General features: G+C 64.5%; 15 protein-coding genes. 6 read left to right on the top strand and 9 right to left on the bottom strand.

Going from position 1 to position 14394, the window contains the following annotated elements; all coding sequences use genetic code 11:
• Positions 1-58 precede the first annotated feature (58 nt).
• Genes ATF69_RS18340 through ATF69_RS18330 form a run of 3 tightly spaced genes read right to left on the bottom strand, consistent with a single transcriptional unit; the run spans position 59 to position 3781 of the window.
• The gene (locus ATF69_RS18340) at positions 59-1075 is read right to left on the bottom strand and encodes an ABC transporter permease (protein ID WP_010461100.1); all 1017 of its coding nucleotides are present in this window, start codon (positions 1073-1075) and stop codon (positions 59-61) included.
• On the bottom strand, positions 1056-2546 hold the full coding sequence (locus tag ATF69_RS18335; protein WP_146871878.1) for a sugar ABC transporter ATP-binding protein: 1491 nt from the start codon (positions 2544-2546) through the stop codon (positions 1056-1058). Before ATF69_RS18335 ends, ATF69_RS18340 begins: the two co-directional genes overlap by 20 nt.
• Positions 2543-3781 carry an ROK family transcriptional regulator gene (locus ATF69_RS18330; protein WP_425291792.1) on the bottom strand — a complete coding sequence of 413 codons (1239 nt, stop codon included), beginning with the start codon at positions 3779-3781 and terminating at the stop codon, positions 2543-2545. Before ATF69_RS18330 ends, ATF69_RS18335 begins: the two co-directional genes overlap by 4 nt.
• 210 nt (positions 3782-3991) lie before the next feature.
• Between ATF69_RS18330 and ATF69_RS18325 the strand changes: the two genes are divergently transcribed.
• Positions 3992-4825: a DUF7946 domain-containing protein gene (locus tag ATF69_RS18325; RefSeq protein ID WP_146871877.1), complete on the top strand. Its 834-nt coding sequence runs from the start codon at positions 3992-3994 to the stop codon at positions 4823-4825.
• Positions 4818-5378, top strand: a complete 561-nt coding sequence (locus ATF69_RS18320) for a hypothetical protein (protein ID WP_146871876.1) — start codon at positions 4818-4820, stop codon at positions 5376-5378. The genes ATF69_RS18325 and ATF69_RS18320 overlap by 8 nt, the downstream gene beginning before the upstream one ends.
• Positions 5379-5403: 25 nt before the next feature.
• On the opposite strand, the gene ATF69_RS18315 is transcribed toward ATF69_RS18320, so the two are convergent.
• On the bottom strand, positions 5404-6132 hold the full coding sequence (locus ATF69_RS18315; RefSeq protein ID WP_146871875.1) for a class I SAM-dependent methyltransferase: 729 nt from the start codon (positions 6130-6132) through the stop codon (positions 5404-5406).
• 193 nt (positions 6133-6325) lie between these two features.
• Here ATF69_RS18315 and ATF69_RS18310 point away from each other — a divergent pair, with 193 nt between their 5' ends.
• From ATF69_RS18310 to ATF69_RS18300, 3 genes are all read left to right on the top strand, one after another.
• Entirely contained in the window at positions 6326-6826 is a 501-nt protein-coding gene (locus ATF69_RS18310; protein ID WP_146871874.1) for an Rrf2 family transcriptional regulator, read from the top strand.
• Complete coding sequence (locus ATF69_RS18305) at positions 6777-7748, top strand: NAD(P)/FAD-dependent oxidoreductase (protein ID WP_244303762.1); 972 nt, start codon at positions 6777-6779, stop codon at positions 7746-7748. The genes ATF69_RS18310 and ATF69_RS18305 overlap by 50 nt, the downstream gene beginning before the upstream one ends.
• Positions 7749-7976: 228 nt before the next feature.
• The gene (locus ATF69_RS18300; protein ID WP_146871872.1) at positions 7977-8549 is read left to right on the top strand and encodes a P-loop nucleotide/nucleoside kinase family protein; all 573 of its coding nucleotides are present in this window, start codon (positions 7977-7979) and stop codon (positions 8547-8549) included.
• Positions 8550-8612: 63 nt separating this feature from the next.
• Here the strand turns inward: ATF69_RS18300 and ATF69_RS18295 are convergent, their stop codons facing one another.
• The 4 genes from ATF69_RS18295 to ATF69_RS18280 all read right to left on the bottom strand — a co-directional run bounded on the left by ATF69_RS18295 (position 8613) and on the right by ATF69_RS18280 (position 10993).
• Complete coding sequence (locus ATF69_RS18295) at positions 8613-9269, bottom strand: DsbA family protein (RefSeq protein WP_146871871.1); 657 nt, start codon at positions 9267-9269, stop codon at positions 8613-8615.
• 3 nt (positions 9270-9272) lie between these two features.
• Complete coding sequence (locus tag ATF69_RS18290; protein WP_425291791.1) at positions 9273-9596, bottom strand: hypothetical protein; 324 nt, start codon at positions 9594-9596, stop codon at positions 9273-9275.
• Between the two features lie 22 nt (positions 9597-9618).
• Positions 9619-10065, bottom strand: coding sequence for a nuclear transport factor 2 family protein (locus ATF69_RS18285; protein ID WP_146871870.1), 447 nt, complete (start codon positions 10063-10065; stop codon positions 9619-9621).
• Between the two features lie 61 nt (positions 10066-10126).
• Positions 10127-10993, bottom strand: a complete 867-nt coding sequence (locus ATF69_RS18280; RefSeq protein WP_146871869.1) for an MBL fold metallo-hydrolase — start codon at positions 10991-10993, stop codon at positions 10127-10129.
• 125 nt (positions 10994-11118) lie between these two features.
• Between ATF69_RS18280 and ATF69_RS18275 the strand changes: the two genes are divergently transcribed.
• Positions 11119-12012: a LysR family transcriptional regulator gene (locus ATF69_RS18275; protein ID WP_146871868.1), complete on the top strand. Its 894-nt coding sequence runs from the start codon at positions 11119-11121 to the stop codon at positions 12010-12012.
• Between the two features lie 173 nt (positions 12013-12185).
• Here the strand turns inward: ATF69_RS18275 and ATF69_RS18270 are convergent, their stop codons facing one another.
• On the bottom strand, positions 12186-14306 hold the full coding sequence (locus ATF69_RS18270) for an alpha/beta hydrolase domain-containing protein (protein WP_146871867.1): 2121 nt from the start codon (positions 14304-14306) through the stop codon (positions 12186-12188).
• Between the last annotated feature and the right edge of the window lie 88 nt (positions 14307-14394).

The following is a 14394-nucleotide window of genomic DNA, read 5'->3' as shown; positions in this document are numbered from 1 at the left end:
CCGGCTGGGGAACACGAAAGTCAAACGACGTACCGAGAAAACCAATCCCGAAAATTGATCACCGTTTTCCGCGCTGCATGAAGGCAACCGCGATGATCACGAAGCCTTGCACCGCCGCATTCAGGTACACGCTGATGATGCTGGTGAGGTTGAGGATGTTGCTGATGACCGACAGCAGAATCGCCCCCACCACCGTGCCGGTGATGCTGCCCGCCCCGCCCTTCAACACCGTGCCGCCCACGATGACGGCGGCAATCGCCTCCAGCTCCCACAGAAGCCCCGTGGTGGGCGATGCGGACCCCAGGCGCGGCACATACAGCAGCGTGGCAATGCCCACGCACACACCGAGCAGCATGTACGTCAGGATCTTGATCTTGTGTACATCCACCGCCGCGTACTGCGCCACCTGTTCGTTGGAGCCGATGGCCTGCACATAGCGGCCATAGGCCGTGCGGTTCAGGATGACGCCGCCGATGACAGCCACCAGCAGGAAGATCCACACCGGAATCGGCACCCCAAGCAGATTGGCGTAGTACACCGGGCTGTAGATGTCCGACAGGTCGTTCTCCAGCGTGATGGCCCCGCCGTTCGAAAAATACGTGAGGTACGCGCGGAAGATGCCCAGCGTGCCCAGCGTGACGATGAAGGGCTCGATGCGTCCCTTGGTAATGAGCAAGCCGTGCACCAGCCCGAACACTGCGCCCAGCACAACCGCCAGCAGCATGCCCACCACCACGGCCGCCATGGGCGAGCCCAGCACGGGTGCCATGGCGTTCATGAACAAGATGACCGAGCCTGCGATCAGCGCCGCCATCGACCCCACCGACAGGTCGATGCCGCCCGAGATGATGACGAAGCACATGCCCACCGCGATGATGCCGATGAAGGCGGTGCGCGTGAGCACGTTCATCACGTTGTCGTAGGTGGCGAAGTTGCTGTTGAGCAGCGTGCCCGCAATGCACAGCAGCACCAAGCCGATGACCGGGCCCAGCCCGTGCAACTTGCCCCACCAGGCCGTGGCGCCGCCGTGGCGGCCCGCTGCAGTAGTGGCGTTTTCAGCGGGTACCTGTGGCATGTGCAATCAACTCCTCTTCGGTCAAATGGGGCTCTTGCAGCGTGGTCTGCAGCCGCCCGGCGCGCATCACCGCCACGCGGTGGCACAGGCCGATCAGCTCCATCAGTTCTGACGAGATCACCACAACAGCAAGCCCCTGCTCTGCCAGGCGCTGCACCAGGTGATAAATCTCGCGCTTGGCGCCCACGTCCACGCCGCGCGTGGGCTCGTCCAGCACCACCACGCTGGGGCCGGGGTGCAGCACCTTGGCCAGCGCCAGCTTCTGCTGGTTGCCGCCCGACAGCGACGACGCGCGCACCTCCAGCGACCCGGTGCGGATGCCGAACTCCTGCACCGCATCGCGCAGCGCAGCCTGCTCGGCCGCCGGGTCGAGCCAGGGCTTGGCATAGCGCTCCAGCGCCATCAGCGTCAGGTTGGGCCGCAGGCTGAAGTGCACGTGCAGGCCCTTGCCCTTGCGGTCTTCGCTTAGGTAGGTCAGGCCGTGGCGGGCCGCATCGCGCGGGCTTTTCAAATTCACCGGCTTGCCTGCCAGCTCCACCGTACCGGCCGAGCGCGCGCGCAGGCCCAGCAGGCCCTCGAACAGTTCGGTGCGGCCAGCGCCCACCAGCCCGGCAAAGCCCAGAATCTCGCCGCGCCGCACGTCAAAGCTCACATCCTCGGCCCAGCCCGGCACCGAGAGGCCACGCACCTGAATGGCGGGCTCTCCACCCGCAGGCGCAGGCAGCTTGGGCGGGAACAAATCGGCCAGCTCGCGGCCCACCATCAGGTTGGCCATCTGCCGCCGGGTGACGCTGGCCGTGGGCTCGCGCGCCACCAGCAGGCCGTCGCGCATCACCACCACCTCGTCCGTGGTGCGCTCCACTTCGTCAAGCTTGTGCGATATGTAGATGATGGTCACGCCCGCAGCCTTGAGCCCGGCCATCAGCGTGAACAGGCGCTCCGTCTCGCCCGGGGTCAGCGTGGCGGTGGGCTCGTCCATGATGAGCAAGCGCGCATTGCGGGCCAGCGCGCGGGCAATCTCCACCAGCTGCTTTTCAGCCACGATGAGCTTCTTCACGCGCGTGTCGGGGTCCAGCGGCAGGCCCACCTGTGCCAAAGCAGCGCGCGTTTTCTCGCGCATCGCCTTGTCGTCGAGGAAGGGGCCCTTCTTGATCTCGTGGCCCAAGAAGATGTTCTGCGCAATCGTCAGGTCGTCCGCCAGGTTGAACTCCTGGTGGATGAGCACAATGCCCTGCGCCTCGGCCGCGCGCGATCCGCCGCCCGGGGCACGCACCGCGCCGTCCACCACCACCTCGCCGGTGGTCGGGCTCTCGTACCCGGCCAAAATTTTCATCAGCGTGGACTTGCCCGCGCCGTTCTCGCCCAGCAGGCCATAGACGCGGCCCGGCTGCAGCGCAAAGCCCACCCCGTGCAGCACGCGCACCGGGCCAAACTCCTTGGTGACGTTGCGGAACTCGACAGCGACGCTCATCGCGCTGCCCCCACACCAACGCCCACAGCCGTTACAGAGCCCGAACGCGACAGGCTCTCCTGCATCGCCAGCACGCCTGCGCCCACCACACCGGCATCGTCGGCCAGCGGCGCGTATTGAATCTCCAGGTGCCGCGTCGACAGCGCCAGCGACCGGTGGTACACGCTCTGCCGCACCGACGCGAGGAACAGCGGCCCCATGTCCGTCACCCGCCCCGCAATGAACACATGCGACGGGTTGAAGAAGTTGACGATGGACGCCAGCATCTGCCCCACCAGGCTGCCCGCGCGCTGGATGATCGCGTTGGCCGCCACATCGCCCGTGCGGCTGGCCTGAGCCACGTCTTCAATCGTCAGCGTGCCGGTGCTTTGCAGCCGCTCAGCCAGCAGCGCGCTTTCGCCGCGCTGCGCGGCCTCCATCGCCATGCGCGCCATGGCGGGCGCTGCGGCCATCGCCTCCACACAGCCCTGGTTGCCGCAGTGGCAGCGCGGGCCGTGCTGGTCCACACAGATGTGGCCCACATCACCCGCCGAGCCATTGGCGCCCCGGTACACCTGCCCGTGGCACACAATCCCGCAGCCAATGCCGGTGCCCACCTTGATGACCAAGAAGTTGGGCAGATTGCGCTGCAGCCGGTACATCTCGCCCAGCGCCATCAGGTTCACGTCGTTGTCCACAAACACCGGCGCGGCAAACGCCTCGCGCAGGTAGTCGCGGATCGAAAAGCCGTCCCAGTCGGGCATCAGCGGCGGGTTAACGAGCTGCCCGCTTTCAAAATCCACCGGCCCCGGCACGCCCATGCCAATGGCAATGACCTGATTGGGTGCCAGCCCGCAGCGCGCCAGCAGCTCGCGCATCAGCCCCCGCACCCGCGCCAGGATCACGCCCGGCCCCTGGCGCACATCAATGGGCTCGCGGTGCCGCGCCAGCACCGTCATGTCGGGCCGCATCACCGCCACTTGCATGCTGGTGGCGCCCAGGTCGGCGCCAATCACCACGCCCAGGGTTTCGCTTAATCGAAGGGTTTCGGCCCGCCGGCCGCCAGAGGATTCTTGCAGGCCCACCTCGTCGAGCAGCCCTTCATCCAGCAACGCCGCCACCATGGCGTTGGCCTTGCTCTTGGAATACGCCAGGCGCTGCGCCAGCGCATTGCGCGACGCGCCAGCGGACCAGAAGATGGTCTGCAAGACGCTCAGGTCTTCGGCGCCGCAGTGACTCCAGCGGGTGGATGGCAAGGCTTGTCTCCTGTCATGTTTTTGTGCAGCACCTTATGGGGATGGGTGCTTGACAGGGATGCTATGCGGTCTACTTTGGCCGGGCAAGACTGAACTTTGGCCTAATTTAGATCGAATTGACCGCTGGCGAAGGCTGCGATTCGTGCTGGAAGCGCGGCGCACATCGTGCTACCGTTCGATACAGTTTTGTCGACGAGGGAGAAAAATACTGTGAGAGCTGGAATTTGGCTACAAATTGAAGGTAATCAGGCCGATGACGGGGAACTGGACTTGGTGGACGCTGCGGCAGTGCTCGAAGGATTCGCTGTTTCGCTAAATATCGTAGGACATGCATTTGTTCATGATAATGAAGTCCGAAATCGTGTTCCGATAAGAAATGACTTCAGCACAACATTAACCGCCGCCAAAAAGGGCTGCTTCGAGCTACAGATGGATATCTCGTTTGGCGAAAAAGCCATTGCACACCATGGCAGCAGCGTAATCGTCTCTCGATTCTGGGACTATTTATCTTTGTCAATGGCTGTGACCGCAGGTGTCAACTACGACCCGACCACCCCCTGGGGTACGCATTTGAACTCAGAAGAACCTTTTATATTTGACGACATTGCATCAAATATCGAGACGCACCTTTTGGAAGTGCACCGCCCAATCTGGTCAAAAAGCGCTCAAACAGTTAAAATCGTCCGCCCAAAAGTTGGCGAAAAATTAGTATTCAATCGCGATACGTTGGACTACATTTCCGTATCAAATAAGAGCCCGGATCTGGAATACTTGGTAGGCAATGTCACCAAGTACAACATCCTCACAGGGAGGGGGCGCGCTTACTTTAAAAAGTACGAGCGAACTGTTCCATTTTTTATTAAAGATATTTTGGGCCCAGGGCACCATGCACACTTGCAGGCTGCAGAATCGATGAGAGAAGCCGCTGTTGCTGGGCTAAGAGAAGGTGGTCAGCGTCTTTTCGGTGTATACGCAGTGACGGGAAGTCGTGATCAAGTGAAGCGAGTTACCGTAGAAGGAATTAGCGAGTTACCTCATGGCTGACGAAGCATTATTTTGCGCATCCATTAAACCGCCATTGCTCGAAAAATGCATGACAATGGCAGAATGGTCTGCCACTTGGCAATCGCTGGGAATATTAATTACGTTATGCGTCGCCATTGGCGCCTTGATCAAATACTTTATAGACAAATCCACGGTTCGTGACCAGGCAGAGAAAAGCCATAAGCTTGAAAGAGTAAAATTCTTTTTAGATCAACATCGCCGCCTATTCGATGACGAAGATCTGAAGATTGTGCTTCAGTATCTCGACGGCGATGACCCCCGTTTAGCAGGCGAAGAATGCTGGGAGAGAAATAGAAAATTCGCAGTATTCATTGAAGAGGTCGAATTATTAATTCGCTCAGGAATGCTCGATGCTGATGCATGTCAATATATGTTTGGGTATTACGCAAACTGCGCATTCAATGGGCAGAATTTTCGCCGAGGCCTGAATTTTGATGAAAATCATTGGTTCTTATTTTCAGAATTTGCAAAAAAATACGAACAATTTTCACAACAATCGAAATTAGATTCAGCATGGAAATTTTCTCTGTAAATCGCCGTTTTAGCTAGATTCGATGTCATGAACCAACACGCGCAACCCACCCCCTAAACGCAAACCCCATATAAAACATCCGCACATCGCCAAACCCCGCCTCCCGCAAAACAGCCTCATCCTCCTCCGGCGTCAGCACCGCCAGCTCCGCAGCCACCTTGTCCCGCGCCCTGGCCGCATGCTCTAGCGCCACGCCGGACGCCACCTGAAACGCGGCATAGCGCGACAGCCACAGATCGCGCTCACCTGCCCCGCCATCGCCTCCGGGGCCTGCACCATCCGCCACGCTCAGATGCGCCACCACCAGCGGCGCGCCGGGCTTCAAACGCCGCCGGATCTCTACCAGCGTGGGCACGCGCTCCTCGCGCGGCACAAAGTGCAAAGTCAGCAGGCACGTAGCGCCATCAAACGGCCCGGCCGGTGCGGTCTGCACATAGCCGTGGTACAGCGCCACGCGGTCGCCCGATACACCCGCGCTTTGCAGCCGCTGCGCCGCCAGGTCCAGCATGGGCTGGCTGGGGTCCACGCCGTCAAAGCGCCAGCCGGGGTGCGCCAGCGCCATGTCCTCCAGCTCCAGCCCGCCGCCTGCGCCCACCACCAGCACGCGGCCGTGGGCGGGCACGCGCTCGGCCAGCAGGATGCGCGACATGCGCAGCAGGCCGTCGTAGCCGGGCACGTTGCGGCGCGGGCCTTCGGCGTAGCGGGCGACGGCGGCGGGGTCGGTGAAGGCGGATGGGGTGTGGGGGTGGGTCATGTGGCGGGTGGTGTGACGGTGGTGCTGGCGGGAGGGCCTCACTGGCGCGTGGCGGCCCATGGACGCATGTTTTGAGTCAAATGAGCCGCAAGCGTTGGTGCAATATGCGGTAGCAGCTACTCAATTAATAGCAACCTGTACTCTAAGCGCGGCTTTTCAGCGCATGCTACCATCACGCAACTTTTAATGTTTCATGAAACGAGACAGCCGACTTTCCAACGTTCTCCACGCGCTGCTGCACATGGCAGAGATGGAGGGGCCCGCCACGTCGGAGGCGATGGCGCAGGCCATGCGGACCAACCCGGTGGTGGTGCGCCGCCTGATGGCGGGGCTGCGCTATGCGGGCTTTGTGACGTCGGCCAAGGGGCATGGCGGGGGGTGGGTTCTGTCGTGCCCGCTCACCGACATCACGCTGCGCGACATCTACGAGGCGCTGGGCGCGCCCACGCTGCTGGCCGTGGGCAACAGGGTGGAGAGCCCCGGCTGCATCGTCGAACAAGCGGTAAACCGCGCGCTGACTGACGCCTATCAGGCGGCCGAAGAGGCGCTGCTGGCGCGGCTGGGTGCGGTGACGCTGGCGCAGCTGTCGGCCGAGTTTCATGAACGCATGGTGGCCGGGTGCCACGGGCACAAGGAGATTTCTCATGGCGACGGCAGCAGCATTGATGACAACGACAGCCACCCAGGCGTTTGACGTGATCGTGGTGGGCGGCAGCTTTGCGGGCCTGTCGGCCGCAATGCATTTGGCGCGCGCCCGGCGGCGGGTGTGTGTGGTGGATGCGGGCCAGCCGCGCAACCGGTTTGCGGCGGCGTCGCACGGCTTCTTTGGCCAAGACGGCGAGCCGCCGCTGGCGATGATCGAACAGGCGCGGCGCAAGCTGGCGGCCTACCCCACGGTGACGTTGCGGCAGGGCACGGTGGTGTCTGCCAAGCCGCAGCACAGTGCGGGGTCGCCCGAGAACGGGTTTGAAGTGGTGCTGGACGATGGCGCCACCATGGAGGCCCACAAGCTGGTGCTGGCCTTTGGGGTGCAGGATGGTTTGCCCGAGATTGCAGGCCTTCGTGAGCGCTGGGGTGCATCGGTGCTGCACTGCCCGTACTGCCACGGCTACGAGTTTGCGGGCCAGCGGCTGGGCGTGCTGTACCACTCGGCAGGATCGGCCATGCACGCGCAGCTGATTGCCGACTGGGGCCCGACCACCCTCTTCCTGAACGGCGACACCACGCTGGAGAGCACCGAGCGCGCGCGGCTGCTGGCGCTGGGCATCACCATCGAGCCCGCACCCATCGCCGCGCTGGAAGGCCCCGGCCAGGCGCTGCAGGGCGTGCGGCTGCAGCCCACCGGTGGCGGCAATGCGCGTGTGGTGCCGCTGGCTGCGCTGTACGTGGCCGCGACTACCCGCCCCGCCAGCCCGCTGGCCGAGCAACTGGGCTGCGCGTTCGACGAAGGGCCCATGGGCCCTTACATCCGCACCGATGCCAACAAGATGACCACCGTGCTCGGCGTGTATGCAGCGGGCGACCTGACCCTGATGCGGCACAACGCCACGCTGGCCTCGGCCGAAGGCGTTCTGGCGGGCGTGGGGGCGCACCAGGCGCTGGTGTTTGGCGGCTGAAAGTTGTGCAGGGCCAAGGGCGCTGTTCCAGACCTTTGCGTACAGGAACAGCGCCAGATTGACGCAGCCCGTACTGGCCGCCTACACTGCCCACCTCGCATCTGATCCTTGAGATCGGAGCGAACCGCAAAGCCCTCCACCACTGTCGAGGGCTTTTTTTCGTCCGTCGCATGGAAAGCTCTCTCTGCTTGCAGGGAGGGCTTTTTGCTTTTTTGGGAGCCCTTTCTCATGCATACCGCTTCAAGCCACGCCGCCGTCGCAGCCGTTGCCCGCACAGGCCCTCGCGTTCACCTGGTCATCGGCCCCGTGGGCGCAGGCAAGTCCACCTTTGCCCGCCAGCTGGTGTACCTGCACCGCGCCGTCCCGCTGAACCTGGACGACTGGATGGCCACGCTGTTTTCAGCCGACCGACCTGGTCAGCCCGGTGCCGATGTAATGGCCTGGTACGTGCCCCGCACGCTGCGCTGTCTGGCGCAGATCTGGAAGACGGCCGAGGCCGTGCTGCACGCGGGTGGCGACGTGGTGCTGGAGGTGGGACTGATCCAGCAGCACCAGCGCGATGCGTTTTACGCCCGCATGGGGCCATGGGCCGATGCCATGGTGGTGTATGTGCTGGACGCACCGCGCGAGGTGCGGCGCGCGCGCGTGTTGCGGCGCAATGCCGAGCAGGGCGCCACGTTCTCGATGGTGGTGCCACCGCACATCTTTGAGCTGGCCAGCGACCTGTGGCAGCCGCCGGACGAAGTGGAGTGCGCGAACCGTAGCGTGGTGTGGGTGCCCGTGGCAGACCACAGGGCTTGAAGACATGGCGCAGGCCAGGCTGCGATCTGCCGCAGTGGCCCGGCGCTGCGGTGGTCGCGCAGCTCAGGCCTGGGCCACCTGCTGCAGCAACGCGTCAAAGTTGCCATACAGGGCCTGGCCGCCCAGCACGCGGCGGCGGCCGGTGGCGGCGTCGCCCACTGCCAGCTGTGGCACGCCTTGCGCGCCCAGGGCTTGCATGTCGGCACGGGCGGCTGCCACGCGGTGCAGCACGGCGGCGCGCAGAGCGTCGGTGGGCTCGCGTACCAGCGCTGCGGCGGCATGCAGGCCCAGGGTGCCCAGCACGTCGGCCAGCACGGTGAGCGCTGTGGTGTCGCGCCCGTCCACGTAGCGTGCACGCTGAAACGCCTGCAGTGCCTCCAGCTCGCGTGCGGGCTCGGTCTGTGCCACGGCGGTGAGGGCCAGCGTGGCAGGGCCAGAGTCAAAACGCCCGGAGGGTTGAGCCAGCACCTGCTCGCGGTAGGCCTGGCTGAACGGCTGGCCGGTGAGCTGCGCGATGCGCTGGTCGTTGGCCCAGGCGTAGGCGGTAAATTGCGCGTCCATGGGCCGGGCGCCGGTGCCTGCAAACAGGCCGGTGGGCGCCAGCGCCACCTGCACGCCGGGCGTGGCCTGAAAGCGGGCCAGCACGGGCGCAGCGGCGTAGCACCAGCCGCACAGGGGGTCGAACAGGTACGTGACGGTGGCGGGGGGCGTGGAGGGCATGGGTCAGGGTCTCTCTTCAGAATCTTCAGGATCAGGCGGTGTGGATGCGGCCGGTGTCCCTGGGGGTGCAACCTGGGCAAGGTGTGCGGCCAGTGCGCCTTCAAACGCTGCGATTTCTTCGGCCAGCGCGCCCCGGCTGCGGAAATGGCGGGCGGCACGGTCGTACCAGTTTTCGGCGTCTTCCAGGTCGCCCTCTTGCAGGTGCAAGATGCCGTGCAGCCAGGCGGCGAGCATGGAGCCGTCGTGCTGCACCAGATCGTGCGCCGCGTTCCAGCGCCCGGCGTGCAGGTGCTGCAGGACCTGGTGAAGGGGGTGGGTGGCGGTCACGATCAGGTGCTCCTACTTGGGTTTAGTTCGCAGGCGGGGTGAACATGGGGTTGCCACTGGCGGTGGGGGTGACCTCTTGCTGCAGCACGTCCCAGTGCTCGACGATCTTGCCACCGTACAGGCGGAAGATGTCCACCCCCACCATGGGCTTGGGGCCCATGCCCGAGTAGCGGCCATGCATCATGACCAGGTCGCCCTCGGCCACCACCATGCCGGGCTCGTACTTGAAGTCGGGCGGCAGGCTTTTGATCCACCCGCGCAGCACCTCGGCGCCATTGGGCACGGCGGGGTTGTGCTGGATGTAGCTGGGCGACCAGTACTTGTCGATGACCGACGCGTCGCGTGTGATGAACAGGCCCTTCATGCCGGCCACCACGATGTCTTTGTTGGTGGTCTGGGCGAAGGCGCTGGCGGACGCAAAGGCTGCCACGAGCGATGCGGCGATGAGCAAGGTCTTGACGGGCTTCATGGGGACTCCTTGGGTGAGTACAGGGGAGGGAAAACTGTGGGTGCGGCCGTTGAGGGGTGGCTTACCACTTCATCTCGCCCTTGTTGACCTTGGCGCCGATGTCCAGCGACAGGCCCATGGGCGCTGCGGGGTAGGCCTTCTTCATCGCGTCGATCAGCTCCGCGCTGGTCTTGGTGGCGGCGGCGTTTTTCTCGAACGCTTGCAGGTAGCCCTTGGTGTAGGTCACGTTGCTGGCGTCCAGCGCCGTGCCTGCGGGCATGTGGCCCGGCACCACCACCGTGGGCTGCAGGGCAGCCATTTCGTCGAGCTGGGCCACCCAGGCGCTGCGCTCGGCGGAAGTCTGGGTGTCGGCCGTCCACACATGCATGTTGGTGCCAAACACACCGATGTTGCCCACCACGGCCTTGATGGATGGAATCCACGCATAGGGGCGGTGTGCCAGCGGGCCGGTGGTGCCACGGATCTCCACCGCCTGGCCATCCACGCTCAGCGTGTTGCCAGCAATCGCCTTGGGCAGCACGGGCGTGCGTGGTGCGTTGGCACCCATCTTGGGGCCCCAGAAGGCGAGCTTGCCGGCGAGCTTAGCGTTGATCTTCTCCAGCACAGCGGGCGTGGTCACCACGTCGGCTTGGGGGAAGATTTCTTTCAGCGTCTCGACGCCGAAGTAATAGTCGGGGTCGGCCTGGCTCACGTAGATGGTCTTCAACTCTTTGCCGGTGTCGAGCACGTTGGCGGCAATGCGCAGCGCATCGGCACGGGTGAAGCCTGCGTCGATGACCATGGCTTCTTTTTCGCCATAGACCAGCGTGGAGTTGACGTTGAAGCTGTTGCCGTCGGCGTTGTAGACCTTGACCTGCAGCGGCTGGGCGGCCTGGGCGCCGGTGAAGGCAACGGTAAGGGTGGCGGCGATGAGGGTGGTGCGGAACATGGTGGTTTCTCCGGTGTTTTAAGCGGCGGTGCAGAGGACGGAATGAAGTTTATTTGCACCAATCGATCCAATAAACGCGATAATTTGCGCATATTTGTTTCATATTTCGATCAAATAACAGTTCTATGGACCGCCTGACCGCCATGCATGTGTTTGCTGAAGTCGCCACCAGCGGCAGCTTCAGCGCCACGGCCGACAAGCTCGATATGTCGCGTGCCATGGTCACGCGCTATGTGGGCGAGATGGAGCAGTGGCTGCAGGCACGGCTGCTGCAGCGCACCACCCGCAGCGTGACGCTGACCGATGCGGGCGAGCACGCGCTGCGCCGCTGTCAGCAAATGCTGGCGCTGTCGCAAGACCTGGAAGAAGAAACCGCCACCACCACCGAGGGCGCGCTGCGCGGGCAACTGCGGCTGACCTGCAGCGTGTCGTTTGCATTTGCGCAGATGGGCGCGGCGATTGCGGATTTTCTGGCGCAGCACCCGCAGCTCAAGATCGACCTGGACGCGAGCGAGGGCTCGCTGAACCTGGTGGAAAAGCGCATCGACCTGGCCATCCGCATCAGCGCCGAGCCCGACCCGCTGCTCATCGGCCGGCCGCTGGCGCGGTGCGATTCGGCGCTGGTGGCGTCGCCCGCCTACCTGGCCGCGCACGGTGTGCCGCAGCAACCCGCCGACCTGGCGCAGCACCGCTGCCTGAGCTATGCCAACTTTGGCAAAAGCGTGTGGCAGCTCACGCGCGGCGAGGTGGTGGAGCGCGTGGGCGTGAGCGGCCATTTCAGCGCCAACGAGGCCACGACACTGATGCGCGCAGCGCTGGCGGGCGGCGGCATTGCGATGCAGCCGACGTATCTGGTCAACCCCTACCTGCACAGCAACGAGCTGCAGACCGTGCTGCCGGGCTGGGACTTGCCGGTGATGACGATCTATGCGCTGTACCCGTCGCGCAGGCACTTGTCGCCTGCGGTGCGGGCGTTGCTGGATTTTTTGGTGGCGCGGTTTGCGGGGGTGCCATGGTGAGGGTGGCTGGTCAGGCCACACACAGCCACTACGCTTTTGATAGCTACTCAGGCATGTTGTTCTAGCGCATCCGGCCACTTTGGCCAAAAAAATGCCCCCAACCCTTGTCAGAAAGGGTTTGGGGGCCTGCAGGGGACAGCACGGCACGGGGCCGTGCGTGCAGTCACGTCACATCAGGGCAGCACGGCAGCGGCCTTGGCACGCGCAATCTGCAGGTCCGCATCGCGCTGCAGCAGCAGGCGCTGGGCCACCAGGTCGTTCGCGGCCTGCGTCACCGCCGCGACGTAGCCGTCCTGCGTGCCGTACAGCTCTTCCAGCGAAGGCCGTGCATCGCCCGCCGCCAGCCGCGCGGCACGCGTCTTGTGGAAGGGGATGAAGCTGCCCGTGAGGTTGGCCAGGTCGGTGATGCCGGGCGTGGCCACGTAGTTGAACTCGATGCTGGTGCCCAGCGGCGCACGCGCCTCCACGCTGCGGATGCCGGCGCGGGTCAGGCCCGTGCTGGCATCGACCTGCGGCACCAGGATGGCGTAGTCGCGGCCCAGGTTGCGCGGGGGCAGCACGGTGGCAATGCCAGCCTCGTCCTGCGGGATGTACTGCGGGCCAAAGTCGAACAGCGGGAAGTTGTTGTACAGGCCGCGATAGCTGAAGTCCGGAATGGGCGTCTGCACGCCGCCCACCGCCCAGGTCAGCCCCTTCATGGCCGGAAAGCTCAGCGCCTCGGGCCGCACCAGCGTGCCGTCGGCCAGCTTGGGCACCTGGCTGGCGGGTGGCTGCGTGCCGCGCACCACCCAGTCTTCCAGGTTCAGGAACAGCGCGCGGAACGTGTCGTTGAACTGCACCACCGTGCCCGTAGGGTACGTGGCGCGCGTAGGGGCATAGGCAATGCTGGCCGTGCCCCCTGCCCCGCCGTGCTGGGTGCTGGCGTAGTAGTAGATGCGGGCGTTGTCGGGCTGCGCCAGGTCCTTGGTGCCGTTGGCGTCGGTCAGCACCGGTGAGCCCTGCAGCTGCCAGAACTCGGTGCCCGACAGGCCCAGGAAGAACTTGGGGCAGGTGTTGGTGGCGGCGCAACGCTTCATCACGCCGCCCTGGCGGCCGCTGATGTCGTCGATGTAGTCCTTGTCCAGCCCGCGCGGTGCCGTCTGGCCGAAGGCTGTGTGGTCGGTGCGCAGGCCACCGCCACCACCGGGCACGGCAAAGCGGGTGTTGATGTTGGTCTGGCGCGCTGCGACGTGGGCATACATGCCGTCAAACACCTTGCCACCGTCCAGCGCCTGGTTGAAGCCCAGGTGCAGAAAGGTCTTCATGGCGTTGCCCGACTGCGAGGTGCCCTGCCCCAGCGTGTGTGTGATGCGGCCTGCGAGGGGGTTGGGGGTGCCGGTGGAATCAACCGCCTTGCTGCGGAAGAAGCTCACCGTGTCGCGCAGCGCAGCCAGGCCCACGCCCATCACTTTGGGGTCTTTGGCAACATAGACCAGCTCGTACAGATAGGCTGGGTCAAACCCGCCCTTCAGACACACGCTGGTGGGGCTGGGCGTGCCGGGGAAGGCGTTGGTGCCCGTGTCGCAGGTGGCGAACTTCCAGTCGCCGGCGGGCACAGGCACGCGCGCATCCGTCTCGTTGGCACGGCGGGTGAGCGAGTAGCCGGGCTGCGTGTTGTCCAGGCTGGCGGGTTCGTACGGAATCATGGTGCCGTTGAACACGCCGCCGGGCAATGTCATTGCGGGGCTGGCGGTGGTGGGCACTAGCTCGGCGCGGTAGGGGCCGGTGATGCTGCTGCCGTCCTTGTTCTTGGCCACGGGCACCGTCACCGTCAGGCGCGCGGCGGTGCTCTTGGGCACATCGCCTTGCCAGGCCGAATACAGCATCACATAGCCGCGCTCCAGGTACACCGCATCGCTCGGCGTGGCCGTGGGGTTGAGCATGGTGAGGATGTTGCCGCGATTGGGTGCGTCGTAGCGCAGCACGCCGCTGGCCTTGGCCATGTTCTTGGGCTTGAGCATGACGAAGTCGGCCTGGTACTCGACCATGCCGTTGGCGTTGGTGGGCGCCAGGGCCAGGTCCTGGATGACGGCGTTCTTGGGGTCCTTGGGGTCCACCTCGCCGCTGATGGTGCCGGTCACGCGCTCGTATTCGCCCACGTCGCCATAGGTGCCCGGAAAGGCCTCGGTGGCGGTGATGGCCAGCTTGAGTGCGGGGCCCTTGGGCGCATCGTTGCTGGAGCCCCCGCAGGCCGTGATGGCGGCTGCAGCGGCGGCCGTGAGCGCGAGTTTTCCGAATGCACGAAGAGGTTTCATGGTGTCTGTCTCCTTGGATGGATGATGGCGCGGGCCGCTGGAACGGCTCTGGAACAAAACGGCAGCGTCTGTTGCGCTGCGCGCGGGC

This window comes from Acidovorax delafieldii, from assembly GCF_007993815.1.
Classification (GTDB): Bacteria; Pseudomonadota; Gammaproteobacteria; order Burkholderiales; family Burkholderiaceae_C; genus Acidovorax; species Acidovorax delafieldii.
The sequence above is the reverse complement of the archived record's forward strand: the minus strand, read 5'-3'. Positions and strand labels throughout refer to the sequence as shown.

What these genes read in the sequence shown, in the direction of transcription:
- ATF69_RS18340 (WP_010461100.1), bottom strand. Translation starts at nt 1,075, where the DNA reads ATGCCACAGGTACCCGCTGAAAACGCCACTACTGCAGCGGGCCGCCAC.
- ATF69_RS18335 (WP_146871878.1), bottom strand. Translation starts at nt 2,546, where the DNA reads ATGAGCGTCGCTGTCGAGTTCCGCAACGTCACCAAGGAGTTTGGCCCG.
- ATF69_RS18320 (WP_146871876.1), top strand. Translation starts at nt 4,818, where the DNA reads ATGGCTGACGAAGCATTATTTTGCGCATCCATTAAACCGCCATTGCTC.
- ATF69_RS18315 (WP_146871875.1), bottom strand. Translation starts at nt 6,132, where the DNA reads ATGACCCACCCCCACACCCCATCCGCCTTCACCGACCCCGCCGCCGTC.
- ATF69_RS18310 (WP_146871874.1), top strand. Translation starts at nt 6,326, where the DNA reads ATGAAACGAGACAGCCGACTTTCCAACGTTCTCCACGCGCTGCTGCAC.
- ATF69_RS18305 (WP_244303762.1), top strand. Translation starts at nt 6,777, where the DNA reads ATGGCGACGGCAGCAGCATTGATGACAACGACAGCCACCCAGGCGTTT.
- ATF69_RS18300 (WP_146871872.1), top strand. Translation starts at nt 7,977, where the DNA reads ATGCATACCGCTTCAAGCCACGCCGCCGTCGCAGCCGTTGCCCGCACA.
- ATF69_RS18295 (WP_146871871.1), bottom strand. Translation starts at nt 9,269, where the DNA reads ATGCCCTCCACGCCCCCCGCCACCGTCACGTACCTGTTCGACCCCCTG.
- ATF69_RS18285 (WP_146871870.1), bottom strand. Translation starts at nt 10,065, where the DNA reads ATGAAGCCCGTCAAGACCTTGCTCATCGCCGCATCGCTCGTGGCAGCC.
- ATF69_RS18280 (WP_146871869.1), bottom strand. Translation starts at nt 10,993, where the DNA reads ATGTTCCGCACCACCCTCATCGCCGCCACCCTTACCGTTGCCTTCACC.
- ATF69_RS18275 (WP_146871868.1), top strand. Translation starts at nt 11,119, where the DNA reads ATGGACCGCCTGACCGCCATGCATGTGTTTGCTGAAGTCGCCACCAGC.
- ATF69_RS18270 (WP_146871867.1), bottom strand. Translation starts at nt 14,306, where the DNA reads ATGAAACCTCTTCGTGCATTCGGAAAACTCGCGCTCACGGCCGCCGCT.